This is a genomic window from Peptostreptococcus russellii (assembly GCF_003012055.1).
In the GTDB taxonomy this organism is placed as follows: Bacteria; Bacillota; Clostridia; order Peptostreptococcales; family Peptostreptococcaceae; genus Peptostreptococcus; species Peptostreptococcus russellii.
Window position 1 is genome coordinate 41,612 of record NZ_JYGE01000005.1, and the last position, 20,801, is coordinate 62,412.

The 20,801-nt window shown below is 30.4% G+C and carries 18 protein-coding genes; 9 read left to right on the plus strand and 9 right to left on the minus strand.

The features are described 5' to 3' along the window. Positions 1-30: 30 nt before the first annotated feature. Positions 31-723, plus strand: coding sequence for an LrgB family protein (locus UF10_RS06155; protein WP_106776945.1), 693 nt, complete (start codon positions 31-33; stop codon positions 721-723). Between the two features lie 402 nt (positions 724-1,125). Continuing rightward, positions 1,126-2,493, plus strand: coding sequence for a metallophosphoesterase (locus UF10_RS06160; RefSeq protein ID WP_106776946.1), 1,368 nt, complete (start codon positions 1,126-1,128; stop codon positions 2,491-2,493). Positions 2,494-2,530: 37 nt separating this feature from the next. Here the strand turns inward: UF10_RS06160 and UF10_RS06165 are convergent, their stop codons facing one another. Together UF10_RS06165 and UF10_RS06170 are read right to left on the minus strand one after the other, a co-directional pair. Continuing rightward, positions 2,531-2,740, minus strand: a complete 210-nt coding sequence (locus tag UF10_RS06165; RefSeq protein WP_106776947.1) for a hypothetical protein — start codon at positions 2,738-2,740, stop codon at positions 2,531-2,533. Between the two features lie 300 nt (positions 2,741-3,040). Next, positions 3,041-4,567, minus strand: coding sequence for an acyl CoA:acetate/3-ketoacid CoA transferase (locus UF10_RS06170; RefSeq protein WP_106776948.1), 1,527 nt, complete (start codon positions 4,565-4,567; stop codon positions 3,041-3,043). A gap of 467 nt (positions 4,568-5,034) precedes the next feature. Here UF10_RS06170 and UF10_RS06175 point away from each other — a divergent pair, with 467 nt between their 5' ends. Both UF10_RS06175 and UF10_RS06180 read left to right on the plus strand, forming a co-directional pair. After that, entirely contained in the window at positions 5,035-5,727 is a 693-nt protein-coding gene (locus UF10_RS06175) for an iron-sulfur cluster assembly scaffold protein (RefSeq protein WP_106776949.1), read from the plus strand. Positions 5,728-5,754: 27 nt separating this feature from the next. Next, complete coding sequence (locus UF10_RS06180) at positions 5,755-6,765, plus strand: GGGtGRT protein (RefSeq protein WP_106776950.1); 1,011 nt, start codon at positions 5,755-5,757, stop codon at positions 6,763-6,765. A 165-nt stretch (positions 6,766-6,930) separates the two neighbouring features. Here UF10_RS06180 and UF10_RS06185 read toward each other — a convergent pair whose 3' ends face one another. The 5 genes from UF10_RS06185 to UF10_RS06205 all read right to left on the minus strand — a co-directional run bounded on the left by UF10_RS06185 (position 6,931) and on the right by UF10_RS06205 (position 13,764). After that, a complete protein-coding gene (locus tag UF10_RS06185) occupies positions 6,931-7,701 on the minus strand; it encodes a nitroreductase family protein (protein ID WP_106776951.1) in 771 nt (256 codons plus the stop codon). A gap of 217 nt (positions 7,702-7,918) precedes the next feature. Next, positions 7,919-9,151 (minus strand): serine hydroxymethyltransferase, encoded by a 1,233-nt coding sequence (locus tag UF10_RS06190; RefSeq protein ID WP_106776952.1) that lies wholly within the window; start codon positions 9,149-9,151, stop codon positions 7,919-7,921. A 525-nt stretch (positions 9,152-9,676) separates the two neighbouring features. Continuing rightward, the gene (locus tag UF10_RS06195) at positions 9,677-10,954 is read right to left on the minus strand and encodes a hypothetical protein (RefSeq protein WP_106776953.1); all 1,278 of its coding nucleotides are present in this window, start codon (positions 10,952-10,954) and stop codon (positions 9,677-9,679) included. Between the two features lie 541 nt (positions 10,955-11,495). Beyond that, positions 11,496-13,538, minus strand: a complete 2,043-nt coding sequence (gene feoB, locus UF10_RS06200) for a ferrous iron transport protein B (protein WP_106776954.1) — start codon at positions 13,536-13,538, stop codon at positions 11,496-11,498. Further along, positions 13,531-13,764 (minus strand): FeoA family protein, encoded by a 234-nt coding sequence (locus tag UF10_RS06205; RefSeq protein WP_106776955.1) that lies wholly within the window; start codon positions 13,762-13,764, stop codon positions 13,531-13,533. Before UF10_RS06205 ends, feoB begins: the two co-directional genes overlap by 8 nt. Before the next feature lie 392 nt (positions 13,765-14,156). On the opposite strand from UF10_RS06205, the gene UF10_RS06210 reads away from it, so the two are divergent. Then, positions 14,157-14,801 carry a hypothetical protein gene (locus UF10_RS06210; RefSeq protein ID WP_106776956.1) on the plus strand — a complete coding sequence of 215 codons (645 nt, stop codon included), beginning with the start codon at positions 14,157-14,159 and terminating at the stop codon, positions 14,799-14,801. A gap of 154 nt (positions 14,802-14,955) precedes the next feature. Here UF10_RS06210 and UF10_RS06215 read toward each other — a convergent pair whose 3' ends face one another. Then, positions 14,956-15,990, minus strand: a complete 1,035-nt coding sequence (locus tag UF10_RS06215) for a hypothetical protein (protein ID WP_106776957.1) — start codon at positions 15,988-15,990, stop codon at positions 14,956-14,958. A 376-nt stretch (positions 15,991-16,366) separates the two neighbouring features. Here UF10_RS06215 and UF10_RS06220 point away from each other — a divergent pair, with 376 nt between their 5' ends. The 4 genes from UF10_RS06220 (at position 16,367) to UF10_RS06235 (ending at position 19,488) form a co-directional block, all read left to right on the plus strand. Then, on the plus strand, positions 16,367-17,101 hold the full coding sequence (locus UF10_RS06220; protein ID WP_106776958.1) for a methionine ABC transporter ATP-binding protein: 735 nt from the start codon (positions 16,367-16,369) through the stop codon (positions 17,099-17,101). Then, positions 17,094-17,753 (plus strand): methionine ABC transporter permease, encoded by a 660-nt coding sequence (locus tag UF10_RS06225; RefSeq protein WP_242969068.1) that lies wholly within the window; start codon positions 17,094-17,096, stop codon positions 17,751-17,753. The genes UF10_RS06220 and UF10_RS06225 overlap by 8 nt, the downstream gene beginning before the upstream one ends. 18 nt (positions 17,754-17,771) lie before the next feature. Continuing rightward, entirely contained in the window at positions 17,772-18,593 is an 822-nt protein-coding gene (locus UF10_RS06230) for a MetQ/NlpA family ABC transporter substrate-binding protein (protein ID WP_106776960.1), read from the plus strand. A 112-nt stretch (positions 18,594-18,705) separates the two neighbouring features. Then, positions 18,706-19,488, plus strand: a complete 783-nt coding sequence (locus tag UF10_RS06235) for a DUF169 domain-containing protein (protein ID WP_106776961.1) — start codon at positions 18,706-18,708, stop codon at positions 19,486-19,488. A gap of 113 nt (positions 19,489-19,601) precedes the next feature. Here the strand turns inward: UF10_RS06235 and UF10_RS06240 are convergent, their stop codons facing one another. Continuing rightward, positions 19,602-20,795 (minus strand): MFS transporter, encoded by a 1,194-nt coding sequence (locus UF10_RS06240; RefSeq protein ID WP_106776962.1) that lies wholly within the window; start codon positions 20,793-20,795, stop codon positions 19,602-19,604. Positions 20,796-20,801 lie beyond the last annotated feature (6 nt).

Below are 20,801 nucleotides of genomic sequence, written 5' to 3' on the forward strand. Positions count from 1 at the left end.
TTTTCATTTAAACTTTAGGAGGTTTTATAAATGAAAGAACAAATAGTAAACTCTGTATTTTTTGGTGCTGCTATTACTTTAGTAGCCTTTTATATAGGGGATCTTTTAAAAAAGAAATTCAAACATCCACTTGCAAATCCACTATTGATAGCACAAGTCGCAATCATATGTGTTTTATTATTATTTAAGATAGACTTTAATTCATATAACAATGGAGCCAAATATATTAGTTTTTTCTTGACTCCAGCAACAGTATGCCTTGCCATACCTTTGTATGAAGAGCTACAACACTTGAAAGATAATTGGATTGCAATTATGGCAGGAATAGTTTCGGGAATGTTGTCTAGTGCTGCTACTATACTTGCACTCTCTCTTATTTTTAGCCTGAATCACCAAGAGTATGTTACACTTCTTCCAAAATCGATTACAGTCGCAATTGGTATGGGTGTTTCAGAAGAATTAAAGGGCATCGTTTCTATTACAATTGCAGTGATAATAATAACTGGAATTATTGGTAATGTTGTAGGAGAGTTCGTTCTTGATAAGTTCAATATAAAGCATCCAATAGCAAAAGGAGTTGCTTACGGGTCTTCATCTCATGCACTTGGAACGGCTAAAGCTATGGAAATCGGCGAGTTAGAAGGAGCTATTAGCAGCTTGTCCTTGGCAGTCTCTGGAGTATTGACTGTCGGCGTTGCATCTATATTTGCAAATTTCTTATAGACTAATTTTTACTTCTTAAATTTATATAAAGAAGAATAGATGCTAATATATAATCTAAAGCTAATAAAAAGACTGTTTATATCTATTTAAACTTTAGATAATTTCTTTAAAAACAAACAATGTACTTTAGCATAAAACTTGCTATTTTGTACATTGTTTTTTTGTGCTATAATTATTTTATTCTAGGGTATAAAAGAACTATATAGCAAATAAAATCAATCTATTTGCCATATAAAGCCTTAAACAATTTATTCAAATTTTAAATTTGCTTTATTCTTTAGTTATTTACTTTTTCAAAAAATACTAGGCTTTAATATTTTTTGATTATAAAGGCTCTAATAACTTGAAGTTTGTTTTTTAAAATTAGAATCTTAAATATATAATTTAAAAGGAATTTATATTATGAAAATAAAAAAGAAAATATTACTAACTGTATCAGTTCTTATACTTCCGATACTATTTCTATCTGCTTGTAATGATAGTAAAACAGAAGTAAATATCTATTCAACAACAGATATGCACAGCCATTTCCCAGATAGCCTTAAAAATTATCTTTCAACAATTGATAGAGATAAATCACTTCTTATAGATTGTGGAGATATGACAGATATTCAAACACAAGATGATAGCCAGTGGTCAAGTGGCGTAAAAGAATATGGTTATTTAACAGAATTTAACGGACGAGTTGTAGAGAAAGTATCTGAACCATCAGTTGGGATTCCGCCAATCGGCAAAAATATGGCCGATGAAAAATATGATATGGCTACACTTGGAAATCACGAATTCTATACAACACCAGATAAATTTAAAGAACTAATTGATAGTTTTAACAAGGCTGGACTTCCACTTATGTCTGCCAATACATTCTTCACAAAGGAATTTGCCAAAACAAAAGCTGATCAAAGAGTGTCTGATCCTTATCTTATAAAAAATATACACACAGATGATGGAGATATCAAGATTGCCATAATAGCTGTGACAACAAATACTATAAACGACGAAGAGCCTTTTAAAGATGGTAAGGTTGTACTTGATGAAAATGTATATATTCAAAATGATCCTTATTTCAAGGGCAAGGTTTATATGACAGATATAGTAGAGGAAAGTATCAAAATTTCCAAAGAAGTAAAAGAAAAAGAAAATCCAGATATGATTATTCTTGCAGCTCATACAGGTGAACAGCCTAAAAAACCTAGACATTCTGGAAATAGAATACAAGAACTTGCTAAAAAAGTTCCAAATATCGACTTGATAGTTGCTGGACATACTCATACATTTATAGATGAGCATGAATATGAAGGGCCAAATGGTAAGAAGGTTATCGTTACTCAGGGAGGAAACCACGCAAAAGGTATAACAAAAACAACTGTTAACTTTGAAAAGAAAAAAGATAAATGGGCTGTTAGCTCACTTACTTCCAAGGCTGAAAAGTTCAAAGCTAATAAAAACGATATAGAAGATGATGCTTTTGTCCCTGATACTCCAGAAAAAATGAAGAGGATAAACTTTCAAGAAATAGATAAAGCTCAATACTTAAAGATGAAGAAAAAAAAGCCAAATATCTTGCTAGATATTGTTGTGATTTCTGATAAAAAAATCACTTTACCTAAAGACTTAGATATCGAGTTGCGTAATGAATATGAAACACCAAAGGATAATCAATATCTCTACTATCTATATACAAAAGATTATTCTACGGCAAAAAAAATAATGGAAAAGTATGATATTTACACAAAAGATAGAGTCTCAGAAAATAAAGAAATAAGATAAATAAAAATACCCAGAGCTAAATAGCTCTGGGTATTTTTTAGTCCATTTTTTTAGCCTTACTTCTACTATAAAGTGCAACCACTAAGGATAATAGTCCAATAGCTATTACATCTCTTGTCTGTGAAATATTTTTACTTCCAACATAAGTCATAATAGCCAATGCGGCCATACCAGTTGTAAAGCTAATCCACCTATTATACTTTCTTGTCCAATAGGCTTTATCTCTGTTTTTTTTCTTTAATCTCATTTTCTCACCTTTTCATTATAATAGCTCTCTTATAATTATATTATACAAGATATATTTATATTCTTCTATATCTTTATAGTTATCTCTAAAAAGCAACTTGAAGTTTTAAGTCTATTATAAACTAACTCTCTATAGTTTCAGTTAATCTCTTGCTTAAAGTAAAGATCTATCAAGTATTATTAACTCCAAACGCTCCAAATTCCAAATTGCTCCACAAAAAATTGCTATCTAATTTAAATACTTTATAGCCTAAAATAACAGATAATAATCCTTCTAATTTATATAATCCTTGATTTTTAACTACTCAAATATACTCTTGTCCATAATTTTCAAGTCACTCGATATCTCAACTTCAAATTCCATTTGTTCTAATATATCCTTATTTATATCTACTCCTGGCGCAATTTCTGTAAGTATTAAAGTATTCTCTCCCAGTTTAAATACACATCTTTCGGTCACAAATATCACATTCTGACCAATTTCTCTACTTTGCTTTGCACTAAATGTAACCTCTTCAACACTAGATAGAAACTTCTTTTTACTTCCTTCTTTTTCTATTATCAAATTTCCATTTTCAACTCTAGTCTTCAAGCCTCCTGCAGTCATTGTCCCGCAAAATACTATATTCTTTGTTGACTGAGTGATATCTATAAATCCACCACAACCGCCAATTCTATCCCCAAATCTACTAACATTGATATTTCCTGAAGGGTCTATTTCTGCAAATCCTAGAAAAGTTCTATCAAGTCCACCACTATTATAAAAATCAAATTGACTAGCCATAGGAAGTCCTGCCCATGCATTGACTGCTGATCCAAAATTTGATCTTCCTAGGGGAATTCCCCCTATTAGTCCACTTTCCACAGTAAGAACAATATTTTCTATCCCCTCTTCCTTGGCAACAGAAGCCACTCCTTCTGGTATACCAATCCCAAGATTTACTACAGAATCATCACTCAACTCTTTGGCCGCTCTTCTAGCTATAATCTTTCTTTCATCTAACTCCAGCTTTGGGAATCCAAAATTATCCGATTTGTACTTACCTGCAATGATAGGATCATAATATGTTCCTGGAGTCTGGCGGTGAAATTCTTCTGGATTTTCCGATTTAACTACCGCATCTACAAATACACCTGGCACTACAACATCTCTTCTATCTATTGATGAAGATGATACTATGTTTTTAACTTGAACTATCACCTTTCCACCACTTGCCTTAACTGCCATAGCTACATCTAAAGAATCTATTATAGATGATTCTTCTTCCATTGTAATATTACCAAACTCATCTGAAGTAGTTCCCCTGATAATCCCTATATCAAACTTAGGAACCTTATATTTCAAATATTCTTCTCCATCAATTTCAATCAAGTCAACCAAGTTGTCCTTGGCTGCATCATTCACTTTTCCGCCTCTTATTCTAGGATCGCAATATGTATTTAATCCTATTTTAGATATTTCAAACGGCTTATTTGCAGAAGCCTGCCTATATATATGGGCAATTACCCCTTGTGGAAAATTATAGGCTTCTATTTCATTTTTAAGAGCTAGGTCTATCATAGCTCTGTTGTTTGCAAAATGAGCTGTTACATATCTTTTAATCAAGCCTTTATAAGTCATTTCACATACACCTTGATCATTATTATTTCCTATACCTGCTCCTTGATACAAAGTTATATTTCTTGGATGACCTACTTTTTTAAAGTTCTCTCCAATTTTAACCATCATCTCTCTAGCTGCCGTAGCCAACATAAATCCAGATACTGCCACAGTATCTCCATCATTTATTAGCTTTATAGCCTCATCATAAGTAAATAATTTACGCATTTTTATCTCCCTTTTTGATTTTTTATATCTATTTTTCTATAGTTATAGAGCCTTCTCTTTATGTATACGTTTTCACATTTTATATTATATCATATTTAATTAATATTACTCCACATTACGACTTTCAGACCTTCCACTTTTATTATTATTTTATATACTCCTTAATAATAATTATCATTAAGAAAGTTTTTATATTAATAATCTTAGAATCAAATTCACTTTTTATTTATTAATTTCTAATTATAAAAGCAATTCTTATTCATCAATATAGGCAATCGATAATATATGATCTAAGATACTATTTTCGTGATATTTTTTATTTTTATCTCTATTTTTTGTATTTTTATTACTTTTTATGATGTATTTTATTGATATTTCTATAATTGACTAGATTTTTTCATATAAAAGTAGTAAATTATAATGTAGGAAAAAAATAAAACCTAATATATTATAAAGGAGTTTTAATCATGATATATTCAACAGAAGTAGAAATGATGTGCCCTGTTACTCAGGGTGCAAATCACGGACCTGCTCCAATTCCAGAAGAAGCAAAATGGGTTAAGCCTAAAGATGTTTCTGATATCTCTGGTCTTACACATGGTATAGGTTGGTGTGCACCACAACAGGGTGCCTGTAAGCTAACTCTAAATGTGAAGGAAGGTATAATACAGGAAGCTTTGGTAGAAACTATAGGATGTTCAGGAATGACACATTCAGCTGCTATGGCATCAGAAATACTTCCTGGAAAAACTATTTTGGAAGCACTTAACACAGACCTTGTTTGTGATGCTATAAATACTGCTATGAGAGAGTTATTCTTACAGATAGTATATGGAAGAACTCAGAGTGCATTTTCTGAAGGCGGACTTCCAGTAGGTGCTGGACTTGAAGATCTTGGAAAGGGTCTACGTTCTCAGGTAGGTACAATGTATGGTACTCTTGCAAAGGGACCTCGTTACCTTGAAATGGCAGAAGGATACATAACTGGTATAGCACTAGATAAAAATAGTGAAATCATCGGGTATACATTTGTAAGCCTAGGTAAGTTTACAGACTTTATGAAGGCTGGAGACGATGCAAATGAAGCTTGGGAAAAAGCTCAGGGTCAATACGGTCGTGTTGAAGACGCTGTTAAGATAATTGACCCACGTAAAGAATAATATTCACACTTTGAGGAGGAAATTTAGATGGCTTTATTCGAATCTTATGAGAGAAGAATAGATAAAATAAATGAAGTTTTAAATAGTTATGAAATAGCTTCTCTAGAGGAAGCTGAAAAGATAACTAAAGATGCTGGACTAGATGTATACGCACAGGTAAAATCAATTCAGCCAATTTGTTTTGAAAATGCTTGTTGGGCATACACTGCAGGTGCTGCAATAGCAATTAAGAAAGGATGTAGAACTGCTGCAGATGCTGCTGAAGCTATCGGTGAAGGTCTTCAGTCTTTCTGTATACCAGGTTCTGTTGCTGACCAGCGTAAGGTTGGCCTAGGACACGGAAATCTAGGAAAGATGCTTTTACAAGAAAATACTGATTGTTTTGCTTTTCTAGCAGGTCACGAATCATTCGCTGCTGCTGAAGGTGCTATAGGTATTGCTGAAAAGGCAAATAAAGTACGTAAAAAACCTCTAAGAGTTATACTTAACGGTCTTGGAAAAGATGCTGCTATGATAATTTCTAGAATTAATGGCTTTACTTATGTTCACACAGACTATGATTATTATACAGGTGAACTTAAAGAAGTTGAAAAAATTGCCTACTCTGAAGGACTTCGTGCAAAAGTACATTGTTACGGAGCAAATGATGTTCGTGAAGGTGTTGCAATAATGCATAAGGAAGGTGTAGATGTATCTATTACTGGTAACTCTACAAATCCTACTCGTTTCCAACATCCAGTAGCTGGAACATACAAGAAAGAATGTATAGAACAAGGAAAGAAATACTTCTCAGTAGCTTCTGGTGGAGGTACAGGACGTACTCTACATCCAGATAATATGGCTGCTGGACCTGCTTCTTATGGTATGACTGATACTCTAGGACGTATGCATTCAGATGCACAATTTGCTGGTTCATCTTCAGTTCCTGCCCATGTTGAAATGATGGGACTTATAGGTGCTGGAAACAATCCAATGGTGGGTATGACGGTTGCTGTTGCCGTTTCAATAGAAGAAGCTGCAAAGGAAAATAGATTTTAGTAATTTTTTAATTGTATATAATTAATACTTAATAACTTAAATAAAAAAGGACGTGATTCACGTCCTTTTTAGCTTTTTCTTATATATTTTCTAAGTAAATTTTTTTATCTATATTAATTTCTAAGTAAATTTTTTTATCTATATTAATAAGTAAAATAATATACCTTATCTATATATTATTTCAGCATCCTCACGTTGAGTGCTTCTCTTATATTTAACATCTGGGTAGCCCAATACAAGTGTTGTAACTGCTTTTTTAGATCTTATTCCAAGCTCTTTTTTTATTTTTCCTGATAAAGACGTTGCTACAGTAAAAAATCCACTATAAAGCACTCCAATACCCAAAGATTCCGCCATAAGGGCCATATTAGAAGCGGCTAATGATCCATCTACCTTGCTATCTGCAATTACCATTATTGCCAAAGGAGCTTTTTTAAAGAAGAAATCCTCATCTATTTCCATGTCTCTCATTGATTTATTGAATACCTTTAAAAATCTAAGCAATCTTTTAAATATCTTTATGGCTAAATCTTCTACTAATCTCTTTTTTTTATCTATAACTATATAGCTAACATCTTGAGCATTTTTGCCTGTTGGTGTCCATCTTCCCGCTTCAATTATTTTTTCTATTTTTTCTTTTTCTATTTTTTCACTCTTAAACTGTCTTATCGAACGCCTTGATATAAGTGAATTCATAAGCTTTTCTGAATCTAAAAGTTCCATACTTTCAGTATCATATGGATCTTCACTATATCCACTTATATTAATAGCATATTGTGGACATATTGCCATACAGTGTCCACACTTCATACAGTCTTGACTTTTTATTTTGGCCTTTTTATTATCATCTAACACTATATTATTTTGTGGACAGTCCTTTATACACTGTGAACATCCCACACAAAGATTATTATTAACCGATATTATATGTCCCATTATCTAAACTCTCCTTATACATCAAAAAATATTTTTTTACTTCTTTTTGTGAAAAATGATTTTAATATATCGTTAATTCTCCATATCCTGCTGAATAACTTTTTAAAAATCAAAAGAGCCCCTCTTTTAAGCACGAGAGGAACTCTTTATAGAAATTTTTTAATTATACACTCAAATTTTAATATCTATCCCTAGCTGATAGATTTTGCTATATCTATTAATATGGTAAAGGATACTTATCTGTAAGTGCCACTACTATCTCCTGTGCCTTTTCTATATTATTGTCAGTAATTACAAGGTCCATTGCCTCTGCAATTTTGACCATATCCTCTTCCTTCATACCTCTTGTTGTAACAGCTGGTGTTCCTATTCTTATTCCACTAGTTTCCACAAAACTTGCCTTATCAAAAGGTATAGAGTTCTTGTTAACAGTGATATAGGCTTCATCTAAAAGGACTTCTGCCTTTCTGCCTGATACATTTTTAGATACTAAATTGATAAGTATTAGATGGTTGTCAGTTCCACCTGATACTAAATCAAAGCCTCTCTTCTTTAATTCCTCTGCCAAAACAGAAGCATTTTTAACTACTTGTTTTTGATATTCCTTGAAGTCATCTTCAAGAGCTTCTTTAAAGCACACTGCCTTTGCAGCTATTATATGCTCCAATGGTCCACCTTGTATTCCTGGGAATATTGCCTTATCAATTTTTTTTGCATATTCTTCTTTACAAAGAATAATTCCTCCTCTAGGTCCTCTTAAAGTCTTATGAGTCGTACTTGTAACAAAATCTGCACACTCCACTGGATTATTATGAAGTCCCGCTGCTACAAGACCTGCTATATGAGCCATATCTACCATCAGATAGGCACCTGCTTCCTTGGCTATTTCTGATATTTTTTTGAAGTCAATTTCTCTAGAATATGCACTTGCACCTGCAACTATCATCTTTGGTTTTTCTCTAAGAGCAATCTCTCTTAATTTATCGTAGTCTATTCTTTCAGTTTCTGAATCTACTCCATATGCGATAAAATTGTAATTGATTCCTGATAAATTGACTGGTGATCCATGAGTCAAGTGTCCACCCTGAGATAAGTCCATACCCAATACCTTATCACCATGATTTAACATAGCTAAATAAACTGCCTGATTAGCCTGTGACCCTGAATGTGGCTGAACATTTGCATGGTCTGCCCCAAATATTTTTTTAACTCTGTCTCTTGCAAGATTTTCCATTACGTCTATATACTCACATCCACCGTAATATCTCTTTCCTGGATAGCCTTCTGCATACTTGTTTGTAAAATAACTTCCCATAGTTTCCATAACAGCTGGAGATACTATGTTTTCTGATGCTATAAGCTCTAAATTTCTTTCCTGTCTCTGATGTTCTTTATCAAGAGCATCATAAATTTCTGGGTCTTCTCTTTTCAAATTTTCAAATTTAATCATTGTATAAACCTCCTCAATATCAGTACATTTCCTAATTTAAATCCGCAAAAACTAAAACTATTAAAAAAACTTTATATCTAATAACTTAACTACTAAAGAAAGTATCTCCACTTCAATTAATCTAAGATTTAAAATATAAAATCTCTTATGTCGAAATAGTCATAATCTTTTGTCTAAAAATCTATTGGACTTATTATATCACAAAAAAGACTTCTATATACTAAGTTTTTACCCTTTTTCTAACTTTTTTACCATTTTTTACGAATTTTATATTTTTATAAGAGATAATTATTCGTAATTCTAGCATAAATCCAATTATAAATCTTTAATCTAAGCTAAATTAACATTTATATTTTTCTAACTCTCTTCAAGCTGATTTTAAATTTTATATTTAAATTCATAAAAAAAATAACCTTAGCAATAAAACTAAATATCACATAGGCTATTTTTCTTCTAATTTATCAATCAGTATTCATTAATATTTTCCAATACAACTCTTGATATTATAAAGACAGCATAAACCTTTTAATATGGTTCAATACTATCCATATACTTTTCTTCACTTATTTTACATCTATGATTAAAGCTTCTACAAAAATCATAGGGATTAACTTCAGACATATTTTTCCCCAAGAATCCCTCTCTCTTAAACTTTATAGAATATATATATTCGTCTTTACTCTGCTTTTGCTTTGAACTTTGAGATTTTGGCAGTCTATTACTATATCCAGACATAACAATATTTTTAATTTTTGGGCTTATATTAAAGAGGTTACTAGAAAAAAATACTGCAAGTCCAAATACGCAATTTATATATTCTTCTCGCAAGTCTATTTTTTCTTTATCTTCCCTTCTAAAAACACCCTTTGAAAGTTTTATAGCTCTAAAGTCTGGTATTTCTTCTATATTAGGAAGCTTTATATCTATTAATAGGCTTGATTTTCTATACTCATATGCCAGTTCAAAGTCAAGTGGTAATACTGTAGTTTCAAGCCATTGACCAGTTTTTCCCTCGATATATCTTTCATCTCCCTTAATTGCCAGCTCAAGTGATCTTTTCTCCTCATAATACTCCTGTATGTAAGATGTATTTCTTTCACTTTCTATCTTATTTTCTTGCTCTTCAAATTTTATTTTTTCTCCCTGCCACTCCACATTTAACTCTGTCAGTTTGTCTTCCATATTTTCTTCTATATACTTCTTTCTCATTATATACTGCTTTAGAAGTCTCCAACTATTAATTTTTTGCTTTGCCTCTGCTTTTAAGACTTTTTTAGCATCTTTTATACTTGGTTCCTTCTTATCAAAAGTCTTTCTTTTGTATGTTTTAAGTGATAGAGACTCCAGTCTTCTTTTGAAGTATTCTTCATCTTTTAAATTTGGTGATAGCTTGTATATTTCTAGAAATTTATCTGTTTCAGCATTAATTCTTTCATAATTCATCTTCATCTGTCTATTCTTTTCATAGCTATATAGCTGTGTTCTCTTAATTTTTTCTTTTAAAGATTCATCTATTATGTCTAGACCACTATCCCCATAAAAAGCTACTTCCCCAGTTTCATCTAAAGTGATATTATATCTAGTTACATCATTATTTTTTTTATTTTTATCATTACTTTTATTAGGATACTCTAATTTTTGATGTCTATTATAGATACTTGAATTTGGAATTGCCGCACCTAGACATAATCCTTGTTCATTTACATCTATTGAAATCTCTTTTAGCCCTAACGAATTCGTAATCGAGCTAGAAAAATCTATTTCTGGACCTTTGCAGATACTTTTACTTTCCTTAAATCTCACAAAATCCCCTCCTTTTATGAAATCCTAGATTGAATCTATTTATAATTACTAACTATATTATAGCACAACTAATAATTCCCTTTAAATTTCCAACTTTTTTATTTTAAAATATATTGTAAAACTATAGTTACTCTTAATTTTATTATGATTATTTTTCTTTACCATTATTTTTTTTAGAGTCTAGCCCTAATTTCATTTTTTACAATTGTTTCCTTGTAAAACTCGCTATTTCGTATTATTTATACAATGCTTTTACTTTTACTTTTGCTTTTGCTTTTGCTTTTGCTTTTGCTTTTGCTTTTGCTTTTGCTTTTGCTTTTAAAAATTATACTTCAATAAAAAAATAGATGCACAATTGTGCACCTATTTGCAAATGATTTTTTATTTATATATTTAAATCTACTTAATTTATATATTTTAGTTCTTTTTATTTATCTACAATAGATTAACTTTATTTATTTTATCTTTATTTATTTTGGGATTCTTATAGATAAATATTATCCTTATTTATTTTATTTCTACTTTATCATTTTTAATCTAATTATATTCCTATAATTAATGATGCTGCTTGATAAACTATAAATGTAATCGCCCAAGCCATAAACAGCTGAAAGCCTGCTACCTTAAACATATATGATGTACTTCCTGTTTCCTTGCGAATAGTAGCCATTGCTGCTGCACATGGTACATATAGAAGACAAAATAGCATCATACAAAAAGCATTTAGCGGTCCAAATCCCATTTGTTGAAGTTGGCTATTTAATCTTGTCATCTGTCCAATTGATTCAGTACCCTGTACTCCAAACAATACTATAAAGCTTGATACTACGACTTCCTTGGCTGATAAACCAGCTATTAGTGCTACAACTATCTGCCAGAATCCTAAGCCGACTGGAGCTAACACAGGAACTAATATGGCTCCTATCTTTGCACCAAAGCTATTTGTCATATCTGTTGTATATCCAGCTGGACCAAAGTTAAGTATAAACCAAATAATTATAGAGGCTATGAATATTGTTGTTCCTGCCTTTGTAATGTAATCCTTTACTTTTTCAAATACATATATCCTAACTGTTCTAGCACTTGGCATCTTATACTCAGGTAGTTCTATCAAAAGAAGATCTTTATTAATTTCTTTATCGAATTTATGTAGTACAAAAGCCACCATTATAGCCACTACTAGACCTATAATATACATCGAATATGCCACTAACATAGCATTTCTAGGGAAGAAAAGCTGAGAGAATAATATATATATAGGAAGCCTAGCACTACAAGACATAAAAGGTGTAATCAACATTGTTCTTCTTCTATCTTTTTCATTCTCCAAAACTCTTGTAGACATTATTGCTGGAACAGTACATCCAAATCCCAAAATCATTGGTATAAATGCTCTTCCTGATAGACCTAGTTTTCCCATTATTCCATTCATTACATAGGCTACTCTCGACATATAGCCACTGTCTTCCAAAAATGCAAGTGCCAAAAATAATATAAATATATTTGGAAGGAAGGATAAAATACCTCCAACTCCTGCTATAATACCGTCTACTACCAAGGATATAACTATACTATTTACATTCGCCGCTGTCATTCCAGAAGTCACTACTAGAGATAGCCAAGATACAAAGTTTTCAAAATATCCTTTAAGCCAGTCTCCTATAGTAAATGTAAGGAAAAATACCACTGCCATAATTATTAAAAATGTAGGTATTCCTAGCATATTGTGTAGCAATACTTTATCTATCTTGGCTGTAAATTTAGATTGTTTTTCCTTATTTACAAGAACTTCATGAACTATTTCCTCTATAAAGTCATATTTTTCATTTATAATGTCACTTTCATAACTTCTATCTAAGACATCTCCTAAATCTACTGGATACTTTTCATTTATTTCTTTATCACTTTCCAGTAATTTAATGGCATGCCATCTATAATTTTCAATCTCAGGATAAAGTCTCTTCAATTCCTTGATAATTAAATCTATTTTATTCTCTAGAAAATCACTATATACCATAGCATATTTCTGATGTCTTTCATCTTCAAAATGATCGTCATGATGATGAATCAATCTATCTTTTTCATCTTGGTCCTTGTGGTGCTCTATGGCATGAAGCAAAATCTCAAGTCCCGTTCTCTTTTGAGCTGAAACAGGTATCACAGGTATACCAAGCATTTCAGGTAATCTATGAAGATCTATCTCCATACCTCTCTTTTTCACGATGTCCATCATATTCAAAGCCATTACAACTGGTTTTCCAAGCTCTAAAAGTTGTAAAGTAAGGTACAAACTTCTCTCAAGAGATGAAGCATCCACAACATCTACTATCACATCGACGTCATCACTTAAAATATAATTTCTTGATACTTTCTCTTCCATAGTATATGATGTCAAACTATATGTTCCAGGTAAGTCTACAAGCCTATATCTGCTATTGTGGTAGTTCATAGCTCCTTCAACCTTTTCTACAGTTACTCCTGGCCAGTTAGCTACCTTTAAATTTGCTCCAGTAAAAGCATTGAAAAGAGTGGTTTTTCCACAATTTGGATTCCCAATAAATCCAACTGTCATTTCATTATTCACTTACTTGCTCCCCCCCTACATAAATATTTGCCGTTACATCTGTACCAACAGCAAACTTTGTGCCTCTCAACAAGATCACAGATGTTCCATTTCTTTTTCTATGAAGAAGAGTTATTTCTGAACCTTTAGTCATCCCCAAAGCCTCCATACGTTTTTCTAAGCTAAGAGGAAGTTCTACTCTTTCTACTATATATTTTTTTCCTATTTTTCCGTCAGTTAGCGTCATATTATCCCCCATTTACGAACAAAATCTATAATTTTATATCATATTTTATATCAATTATAAAAATCTATTGATTATAACTATCTCTTTTAAATAATTTTCATCTTCCAATACGTTGTATTATATCATAAATAGAGTCCCTAATTATAGCTAGATAGATATAATTTTTAAATTTTTAAATTTTTAAAGTAAAGATTGAATTTCATATTATATATATTTCATAAATACAGATAAAAATGCTATAATATAATAAGAAGCAAAAATCTTAATTTTCTTAATTTTAAATTTTATCAGCCGTATAGATATTTATCTTATGGGAAAGTAGGTGGGTATATGACTGGAAATAGAATGATGAACATCTTTATGAAAAAAAAAGGTTTACTACTGCAAAAGAGTTGACCGATTATATCAGTGAAAATAATGAAAATGGCGAAACACTAGATTTAAATCAAAATAATCTCTTCCTAGATGAAGAGTATATGTTGGGACTATTGAATAATAAATACGATAGCGATAAAGATTTATTAAAATTTGTAAATAATAGCTATGAAATGAAAGTTCTAAAACTTGAATTAGTACTTCTTAAATACCTTATAATTGTAGGCTTTGTAGATGATAAGGGCGATTTTTATCTGAACTCTGAAGATTTGGAGAAAAAAATTCTGTTTAAAATAGATGACCAAAAAATGCTTGATGATGCAAAAAAAGCTCTATTTAAAGAAGAGTGTATAGAGATAATTTCTAAAAAACATACTATTACAAGGTATGGAATTCATAATTACTATGACTACTATATAATGAACTCTACCCCATCCGATGAGAAAAAATTCAGTCGAGATACCAAGCATATGAACCAAGTACATATAATGATGCTTCAACAGAGTTCCCTAAGAAACGAGCAAAATTCAGTTTTAAATGCCTATGATAGTCACCTCTCTGACAAACAAAATTCAAAGATACAAAGAAATATTATGATTGCAACTATGGCATCTGCTATTGCTGCTCGGCTGAGCTTATTCCAAGCTCTGATGAATCCTTAAATAATGAAATTCAAGAACTCTATTTAAAAAAGTAAAAATAAAATTACAATTCCTTATATTATTTTTTAAAAAATAACACCTTAAACACATAAATTAATAAAACATAATAAATTACTTAAAATAATGCCTCCTGATAAATTATTAAAAATTATTCTTATTTTTTTATTTCTTTTTCTTGAAGAACTGCCATTCCAAGATTTATTGATTCTTCAAACTTTTTAGATCCTATTTCTCTAAATTTATCATCATAAATATATATTCCATCATCTGATAAAATAGCATAATTATTATTTATTTTCTTTGCATCTATCACCTTTTGACTTATATCTCTTAATTTTACAAGATTATTTTTTTCATTGAATTTGTAAAAGCCAAACTTGCTGCCTCCATTATCTTCTTTTTCTTCGCATATAGCAAGTATACGATTTTTATCTTTTAAAAAGGCTACTGGCCTTTGATTATCAATTTTAACACTTAAACTTCTACCTTCATTTTTTTCATAAACGCCTACTATCCCCTTTTTTCCACTATTTTCTCCTGCAAAATATAATTTTCCTTCATCCATTGTCGCTAAATCGAACTTTCCAGATATTTCTGGATGTAGATATACTTCATCTTCCTTTTCTAGGCTATCTGGATTTAATTTTGTGATTGTAGTTTCATTTTTAAGGTTATTTTTAAATAAGTAAACCTTAGAATCGATCGTTTTTAATAAATTTCCTTCTGCATTTTTTATTTCAAGCATTTTTTCATCTTCACTATTTCCCTTGGCTAGCTTTCTTACATATAAATTTTTATCCTTATTAGATACAGTGTATATATTTTTATCATTTACATCTATGGATTTTATTTCTTCACTGCTATCTAACAGCTTTTCTTTTATCGATCCACTTTTCTTATTTAATACTAAAATAGATTTAGATGATTTACTAGAGCTATCAAGGCTTGGTACAATATAAACACTTTCCCTATCCTCTGTTATAACTGGATTTGACTGCAAGAAAAAATCATCCTTTATATCTACTGTTTTCTTCTCACTAAGATTTCCATCTAAAATAACTATCTCTGATTTTTTTGTTTTTTCATCAGACCTCAGCACATATAAAGATGATTTTCCTGCTGCATTTAAAGTACAGCCTGTAATTAAAATTACAAAAGCCATCAAAAAAATACTCAATACTCTTTTCATAAGTAATCTCCCTTCTAAATAAAAGCTTTTTTATAAAAAATAATAATTTTCACTGAAAATTCTATTAAATCATAATAATATGAATTCTTGATATTATTATAACATACTTTTATCTAGAATAAGCTCTTATAACTCATAAATTCTATTATTTACATTATAAATTTTCTATATAAGTGTTTTTATCATTTACTATTCAAGTTTATACTTATATGAAAGATATTATTTTCTCCAATTAAAAGCATCTATATTATTCAAAATAGCTATTATATAAAGTTATAGTATAGTTTTTATTTATATACTATCTATTTAATTGTGATTGAAAATAGACCATGCTATACTTAATGTTGCTATAAATTATGTTAATGGAGTGACTATAATGATAAAAATTTCTAATCTTACAAAATCAATAAACAACAAGTATATTTTAAAGGATTTAAGCTTTACAATAGAAAAAAATGATGTTTTTGGTATCATTGGCAAAAGTGGCTCTGGTAAAACGACCTTATTGGACTGTATATCTGGATTAAAAAGCTATGATAATGGATCCATCTCTATTGATGGAAAAGAAATCTCAAAGCTTAATACAGATGAAATCAGAAATATAAGAAAAAATATAGGTTTTATTTTTCAAGATTTTTCACTTTTAAAAAGAAGAAATGTTTTGGATAATATTGCTCTTCCAATGAAATGTTGGAAGAAAGATAAGCATTTTATAAAAGAAAAAAGTCTTGAGTTGGCATCTTTAGTAGGTCTTGAAGAGCATATTTATAAGAGACCAAAAGAATTAAGCGGTGGTCAACAACAAAGAGTTGCAATTGCTAGAGCACTTTCCTTGAACCCTAAATATATAATATGTGATGAATTTACATCTGCCTTGGATCCTAGCACAACAAACTCGATTTTAAAACTAATTATGAACATCAAAAAAAATTCTGACCTTACTCTTATAGTGGTTACCCATGATATGAACATAGCAAAAAAAATATGCAATAAAGTTGTTGTTCTCGAAGACGGTGAAATTGTAGATTTTGGAAATACCGATGAAGTATTCTCAAAAAATTCAACTGCTATAAAAAGACTATTAGGTAAGGAGGATGATAAAAATGAATAGCAAGGTTTTTGAATACCTACCAACTGTTATTTTACCTGCGCTTTGGGCTACACTTAAAATAATGTTTTTTTCTGCTATTATTTCTATGTTCTTGGGACTTATATTTGGAACAATTCTTTATATGACCAATAAAGATGGTCTTTTGGAAAAACCTTTTCTAAATGCAATATTAGGCAAAATCACAGATGTTTTAAGAGCATTTCCAACTATAATATTAATTGTATCACTTGCACCTCTAACAAGAGCTTTAGTAGGCAGTGCTGTTGGTACAAATGCTGCAATTGTCGGTATAACTTTTGCCTGTACACCTTTTGCCAGCAGAATGATTGAAAATTCACTTCAAACTGTGGATATAAAACTGATAAAAGCTGCAAAGTCTTTTGGTGCAAGTAATTTTGAAATAATATACAGAGTTCTTTTAGTAGAAGCTCTTCCTAGCATTATTTCAAACTATACTATTCTTCTAATCAATATGTTGAATGTCTCTACAATAGCTGGTGCAGTTGGTGCAGGCGGATTAGGTGCCATTGCGCTTACCTATGGATATCAACGTTTTGACTATGGAATAATGTATTTTATAGTTGCTATATTGCTTATTATGGTTTTATGCATTCAAAGTGCTAGTAAACTTTTGTACGAAAAATTAAAATAAAATTTAAAGGAGAAAAAAATGAAAAAAATAATATCTTTTCTAAGCCTTCTACTTGTAACTACTATATTAGCTACAGGTTGTGGAGGAAATAATAAAGAGACAAGTGAGAAGAAAACTATTAAAATAGGAGGTACTTCAATATCTCAAATATATTATGATGCTTGTAAGGAAGATTTTGAGAAAAAGGGATTTAAGACTGAATTTGTACCCTTCGATGCAAATCCTGTGGTTTTAGAGGCTTGTAATAGTGGGGATGTCGATATCGCTATTGGACAACACTTGAAATTCATCAATTCTTTCAATCAAAATAAATCTGCCGACCTAGTTATGGCAAAACCGTATGTATTTTATACTGGAATAGGCCTTTATTCAGACAAGCATAAAAGTGTAAGTGAAATACCTGATAATGGTAAGATAGCAATAATGAATGACCCTATGAACTCTGATATAGCTCTAAGAATATTGGACGAACAAGGTCTTATAAAGTTAAAGCCAGATTTAGATGTCTATACTGCTGCTGATATAGCTGAAAATCCTAAAAAGTTAGAAATTGTTGAAATGGATCAAGCACAAACAGTAACAGCTCTAAAAGATTTAGATGCTGCTTGTGTTTTCTTCACACATATGTCTAGTGCAGGAAAAGATCCTAGAACTTTCCTAGCAAGAGACACTCAGATGGTAAAATACCCAATGGGTGTCATTGTAAAGAAAGAAAATGAAAATGCTAAATGGGCTACTGAGTTTGCAGAAAGTATGAGAACAAAAGATTCTCAAGACTCTATCAATAAAGAATTCCCAGGAGTATTCAATTTTTATAAAAATGATGATGAAGCAAAATAAATAAGTTTATTATGTAAAGAAAAACTCATTTATTTGATATCTAAGATATAATTAGACCTGACTTTTCAGGTCTTTTTATTTATATATTATATATTAAGAAGGGATATGTAGAATGATTAATGAAGAATTTGAAATAAATGTAAAAAAATTATACTCACTTTTAGATTTAAAGTATAAATCTGTTGGCGTAAAAATGATAAAAAGTAAAGAAGAATATGATTCTTATTCTGCTTTAGAGATTAAAAACACCATAAACTATTGCGGTGCTGTAAGAGCTGCCTCTAAAGGAAACTCTATTAAAATCTGTAAGGGTAAATTTAAATGCAAAAGTGCAGAAAGAATATTTGGAATAGATGATAGAGACCCCCTAAACTCAACTGGTGAAAACTGGTTTAAACTAGGTCTTTATAAAGATATGGAAACCGCAAAAAAAGTAAGACTTTCTCAAAGCACTCTAGAAAATAATTATGGAGTATTAGTAATGCCTATAGAAAACTTTAAAAAAATGCCAGATCTTGTTTTAATATTTGATAATCCTTATATTATGATGAGAATATCTCAGTCTTATTCATATACATATGGATCTGTCAGCAATAAAAGATCTATCGGTAATCAAGCTGTATGCTATGAATCTACTATGTTAGCTCTAGAAAATAATGAAATTAATTTTTCGCTATTGTGCATAGGAACTAGACATAGAGCTAACTGGTCAGTTAATGATATGTCTGTTGGTATACCTAAAAGTAAATTCAATGATCTTATCTTAGGCTTAGAAAAGACAATGAATATAATGGAAAATGACGAGAATAAGAAAAAAATCCTTAAAAAATATGCTGAAAATAATTTAGGAGAAATCAAATGTGAATTTGGATACAACTATTACAAAAGTTGTTAGCATAGATAATATTTATAAGAAAAAACCAACCTTTTTCAAGGTTGGTTTTTATTATTTATTATATTTTAACTAAGTTTTTTTATAGGCACTGCTTTCTTTTTTATATAGTTTTTTTACTTTTTTATTTTTTTGTTATCTGTTTTACAATATAGGAGTACAAGAATACTTCCCATAACACTTACGAGAAACATAAGATTTATTCCTACTTTCCATGAATTTGTTACTTCTACTAATTTAACAATGCAAGGAGTTCCAATAAATATTCCTATATAGTATACAAAGTTTACTATTGAAATACTCATACCTATTAGTTTCTTGTTTACAACTGCTTCTGGTGCAATGATCATAATACATGCAGCAGAAAGTCCTATACCGCCTGAAAGAAGTATTAGTTGTAGTATGATTGATACACTACCTGACAATGTATTTGTCAGTATAACAGCGATTGACATTATTGAAAAGGATATTAATGTTATTAAATTCCCTTTTTTTGTTTTGTCTATCAAATATCCTGCTATTATACCAAATGGTATTCCAAATAAACCAAAATATCCAGCATATCTATTTGCAAGCGTATTGTTTATTCCATACATCTGTTCATATATTATCGGTAACATATTTATAAATGTAAACAAAATAAATGCCATACATCCTTGAGCTAGTGCTAAAATCCAAATTCTTTTGTTTCTTATTGCCTTTTTAAACAACTCTTTATCTTCATTGCTATCAGCACTTTTTTCTTCACTCTTTATATCTTTTATTTTAAACATATATATAACTGTCATTAATAATGTTAGGGCTGCTATAAAAAGCCAAGGACTCTTTAAACCAAAGCTCTTTGTCATAGGAAGAAATAGATTCATAGCTATAAGAGATCCTGCTGCTGAAAAAGTTCCCCAAATACCAGTTGCTAGCCCTCTTCCAGAATCTTTGAACCACTCATTTATAAATACTATTCCCACCATTATAATCATAGAGAATGATATACCTTCTATTAATCTTGATGCCAGCATTAAGTAGTAGGATTCTGAGAAAAATCCAATTACATTACCCAATATTAGGCAAAGCATTATCATAATTAATAATTTTTTGGGACCGATTTTTATTATAAATTTTCCACCAGGTATGGATAAAAATATACCTGATAATGTGAATATTGACATAAGCCAAGAAATTGATGTAAATGAAAATCCCATTCCTTGAACAATTTCATTTTGGATAGGTACAATCTTTAATTGACTTATTGAAACTAATACACCACCCAAATATAAAATAAAAAAATTGAACCATCTGTTATTTTTATTCATTTAATA